The sequence below is a fragment of the Deltaproteobacteria bacterium genome (assembly GCA_016930875.1).
Lineage (GTDB): Bacteria > Desulfobacterota > Desulfobacteria > Desulfobacterales.
In genome coordinates, this window is record JAFGFW010000081.1 from 1 (window position 1) to 4,688 (window position 4,688).

General features: G+C 48.3%; 6 protein-coding genes. All 6 read right to left on the reverse strand.

From position 1 onward, the window contains the following. Positions 1-146: 146 nt before the first annotated feature. A complete protein-coding gene (locus JW883_07775) occupies positions 147-308 on the reverse strand; it encodes a hypothetical protein (GenBank protein MBN1842161.1) in 162 nt (53 codons plus the stop codon). Positions 309-341: 33 nt separating this feature from the next. Next, positions 342-875 carry a bacterioferritin gene (locus JW883_07780; protein ID MBN1842162.1) on the reverse strand — a complete coding sequence of 178 codons (534 nt, stop codon included), beginning with the start codon at positions 873-875 and terminating at the stop codon, positions 342-344. Positions 876-1,095: 220 nt separating this feature from the next. Beyond that, complete coding sequence (locus JW883_07785) at positions 1,096-1,305, reverse strand: hypothetical protein (protein MBN1842163.1); 210 nt, start codon at positions 1,303-1,305, stop codon at positions 1,096-1,098. A 214-nt stretch (positions 1,306-1,519) separates the two neighbouring features. Further along, entirely contained in the window at positions 1,520-2,644 is a 1,125-nt protein-coding gene (locus JW883_07790; GenBank protein ID MBN1842164.1) for a Fic family protein, read from the reverse strand. A 10-nt stretch (positions 2,645-2,654) separates the two neighbouring features. Beyond that, complete coding sequence (locus tag JW883_07795) at positions 2,655-3,242, reverse strand: restriction endonuclease subunit S (GenBank protein MBN1842165.1); 588 nt, start codon at positions 3,240-3,242, stop codon at positions 2,655-2,657. A gap of 107 nt (positions 3,243-3,349) precedes the next feature. Then, positions 3,350-4,324: an IS630 family transposase gene (locus JW883_07800; protein MBN1842166.1), complete on the reverse strand. Its 975-nt coding sequence runs from the start codon at positions 4,322-4,324 to the stop codon at positions 3,350-3,352. Positions 4,325-4,688: the final 364 nt, after the last annotated feature.

Below are 4,688 nucleotides of genomic sequence, written 5' to 3' on the forward strand. Positions count from 1 at the left end.
CTAAAATACCCCTCCAGATCCGGAATCATCTTGGACATTTCTACTCCTGAGCGTCAGCGTTTACTGAACGCCGCAAATAAGTATCTCTACTTTGAATCCATGTTGTATGTTTATTTATGGACACCCCTATAAGCCTACCCCTGATGTCAGTCTTGTAAAATGTGTAGCTCTGACCCCGGCGTTTTTCTCAGAGCAGGTTTCTTGAAATCATCATAAGTGAATTTTCCCATCTCCGCGGCCCACGAGGACGGCGAAAAGACAAAGTCCATGATGAGCAACCAACCGACAAAAAAAACTAACCGCTTCATAGGCTCCCTCCTAGCAAAGAAAACACTTTCAAATCAACCTTTTTCGCTAACGACAAAGCCGCTTGGCTGCAAACCAGTGGACGATGACGTTCCCGCAATTTTGGCAAGATACGAGTTGCCAAGCTTCTCAATGTGACCGCTTATGCTGTCGAAATAGTTCAGGTGGACCTGCTCTTCGTCAATGGCCACTTCAAAAAGTTTCATGGTTGTGCTGTCGCCATTTTCTCGGCATATCAAAAGAAATTCGTTGTAAGCGGCAATCGCAATGTCCTCTTGGGTCGCGTCGAAGGAGAAGACAGTCTTGACATCTTGTCCTTTTTCAACCTTGCCGGAAAGTTCCGTGGTGGGCTCTCCACCCAGCTCTTTGATACGTTCTGCAAACATCTCCGCGTGGCGCATTTCATCGATCGCTATCAATTTGACATTGGCCGCCAATTCACCATAATCCATGTCGTCCAAATTATAGTGCTGGCTCATGTATTGATGAATGGCCTGTAATTCCATGGCCCGCGCTTTATTTAGCACTTCAATAACCTTTTTCTTTCTTTCTTCTCTGGACGTGGTCATAGTTTTCCTCCTTTCGTGATTATCCTGCATTGAAAATTTATACTTTACTTTGCGTTTTCAGGCCGTTAGCTTGGTCCGACCCGGCGAAGTAAACCTATAATCCAATGGACGTCCCCCAACTCCTTCCCGAATTGCGCAGGTAACCCAAAAACTCGCGGTTGCCGAAAATATTGGCCTGCAAATGGCGCAGCCGTCCCGCCAAAGCACCTTCTCCTTCGGTTTACCTGAGGTTGAACTCGCGCACTTTTTGATAGAGCAAATCATCAAAATAGAGCGATGCCCGCGCAGCCCGCTCGCCCGGCGAGCCTGCACTATTGTCAAAACCCCGCCGCGCCTCCGCTTCAGCTCGGGACACGAGCGCCCAGCCGATCTGTCGGGCATACTTTAGGATCCGAATTTGAACCGTCTTATGCTCGCCGGGCTTGGGCATGATGGCGCCGTTCTGACCTTTGTGGATATTAGATTATCAGTAAATCCCGTTGTGGACCGGCAAAGGGTATTTCATGATCCACAAATGGCATTGTGGCTCACAGGTCATCCACAAAAAGGATGGAAATATGGAATAAAACCAAATCAATGCATTTTGTGGATAATAAAAATGTGTTTCGTTATCCGTAAATGACTTTGTGAAGAATCTACGGTCTTCAAAAAACGTCAGTTCCCTCTGCCAAATTCAACAATTCCCGAAAAGCGAATACAGCTGGACGACGACCCTTGGGCTCTCTCAACACGCGAAAAAACCCATTGTCCCGCAATGTTTTCAGCATCTTTTTTGCCGTGTGTTTCGGGATTCCCCCTTCTGACACAAACGCAGGTGTTTGGAAAATCGGACGCATAAACAAGAAATCCAGGGCCTTGACGGCATATTGCGAGCGCGTCAGCTCAACAATCCGAGCTTTCTCTGCCTCGTAAAGGCTCAAGATGTCTGTGGCCTTTTGATGGTTTTCCTTGGCCTGCTCGGTCAAGGCCTCCAAAAAGAAGCAGCACCAGCCTGTCCAGTCGTTATCCCGCGAAACTGAAAGTAGCCGTTCATAGTAAATATCGCGCCGGGCCTCAAGATAGGCGCTGATATAAAACATCGGGCTCTGAAGCGTTTTGATGCTATAGAGGAATAAGGGAACAAACATCCGCCCCAATCGTCCGTTCCCATCCAGAAACGGATGTAGCGCCTCGAATTCGGCGTGAAGGATGGCAAGCTGCACCAATTTGTCCGCCGCGTTTGCGTGTATGAAGCGCTCCCAGCGGTCCATGGCCGGGGGCAGCTTCTCACTGGAGATGGGCACATACTTTGCCTCCTCCATGGAGCAGCCCGCCGGTCCGATCCAATTAGGAACCCTGCGATACGCCCCAGGGGCCTTGCCCTGACCGCGCACCCCTTCCATGAGTATCCGATGCGCTTCCTTCATCACCCGCTGACACAAGGGCAGATCGTTGAGCAATTCGACCGCACGCCACATGGCCTTGCGGTAGTTAATCACCTCGTGAATATCCGCTGTTTTATCTGCGACCGCCTGATCTGGGACAAGGCCGGCCTCAAACTTCAGCACTTCCGCCATGGTCGCCTGGGTGCCTTCAATGCGCGACGACAGCACGGCTTCCTGGGTCATCAGCGGCGACAGCATAACGGCAGCATTCGGCACGGCAGCCAGGGTCCCATCATAGCGCGCCAAGGCCGCGCTCGCCGGACCGATCAATGGAATCAATTGCTCCCACTTAATCTCCTTAGGAGGAAAACCACCCTCATGATAGCGTATCGGTTTCTTCGGCATATTTACCTCGTTACGTCTCGTTGCTTTCCGTTTCCAACCCCAATTCAGAAAGGTCCACATCATGCACCCGAATCTCGGCGGTCATGAGCTGGTGGAGGAGGGTGCGGAAGTGGTCGCTCATTGCATCTCTTTTGCGTCTTGCAACATCCTCAAGTTGAATCACTGCATCTATCGCTCCAGCGATGTCATCCTGCTCTTCAGGGGACGGCTTTGCTGTTGGCAACACATTGATAGCGCTCTTGTTGAATTTGGCATTCACTGCATAGGTTTGGAGTCTCACGAAGTAACCCGATTCTCTCAACCAATTCAAGAAATAATACAGGAAACGTCCGTTGACGTCATCCTTTGGTCGTATTCTGAGAATAAACGATGAGTGTGTATATTCTCCATCGAGGTCAAAGTACGCTGTTTTCCCGACATGCTCTTTACTTCCGCTACGCCAGTTGAAAAGCAAGTCCCCACTTTTTAGAAGCGTTTGATAGTGCCGTTTAGTATGAAGGTCAAAGTAGTTGATCTTCTCTAAGTCGAAATTCCCATCAAGAGTGATGTTCTTGTTCGTAAGGATTCTTGTCCCAATAGGGTCGAAGTTGTTCGCCACAGATGCTTGAATGCCGTAGATATTAACCCGGCAATGAAATAAACGAATTATGCTGCATAGGCGATTCTTGGATCTTTGAAGTACTTTTGCACTCTTGTTGGCCGTTTTTAAAGCATTCGTAAATGAGAGACCGCCTTCTTTTTCAATTGCTTCTTCGTTCTCGCGGGAACCCGGGAATGTACACCGGCTTTAAGGTCACAATTCAAATACTCATCCGGGTTGAGTTCAGGGGAATAGGATGGAAGGAAGAAAAGCTCAATTTCGCCCTTGTGCTCTTCCAGCCACTTCTTAACCAACTTACTGTGATGGACATGCAGATTGTCAATAATCAAAAAGATCTTATGACCCACGTCTTTGATCAACCGCTTCAGAAATTTGATGAAAGTCTTTGCATTCATGGTGTCGTGGTAGAGCATGAAGCGGACCTTGCCTTGATTTGTGATAGAGAAAATCATGTTGATTCGCTCGCGCTTGGCTGGAGGGCGAATCGCCGGAGTCTTCCCTCGGGGGGCATAACTTCTACCATGCTGGCAGTCATTGCAAAGCCCGGTTTCATCTCCCCAATGAATTTCGGCAACCTCTTTCTTGGCCTTTTGGGCAATTGCCGGATACTGCTCATCCAACCACTTTTTGACGGCTTTCGGATTTTGCTCATAGGCCTTGCGCAATGGTTTTTGAGGGGTGAAGCCCCAGCGTTTCAAATATTCACCCACTGTGCGAATCGGCATCTCAATCGCCCACAGCCGTTTGATCAACTGCTGAACCGCTATTCTGGTCCACAGGGCAAATGGCAGTTTGAGTTGATTTGGGCATTTGTCTCGCATCGTTTGCTTGAGTTGCCTTTCCTGGTCCCGGTTCAGGGTTCGACAACTACCGACTTTGCGCCCCCTTTTCTTTGCCTTAATGCCCTTGTTACCCTCTCTTTCGTAAGCCTTGTACCATGCGCAGATAGTGGTGTGACAAACGCCGAGAATTTCCTCGATCTCTTTGTGCTTCCGGCCTGCTTTGCGAAGCCTAATGGCCTGAAACCTGATTTGCTCTTGTACCTCTGGTTTAAGCTTTCTTGTATCTGTCTTTTCCATGATGCCCTATATAGCACATCGCAAAGAAGATTAATATAAATAATTGCCGGGTTAATAACTTGGTCCGACCCGGGAAAGCAAACCTATAATCCAATGGATGTTATATATTGAAATAGCAGGAGATTACACCCCTAAGGGTAGTAAAATAAAAAGTTATTATCGCCTTGTAAAAAAAGAAATAACCTCCTATAGCATAGTGTAAGCGTAAGATAAACCACTACACACAAAGGAGGTTATTATGGAAAGAGACATTAGCAGAATCGAGGCGTTTCGTCAATTCAAGGAACAGGTCAGGGGCTCTGAGAGGTATCTGATTGTGGGGTTGGTTGCTCTTCCTCACATTACCAGATTGCCTGTCATGTCC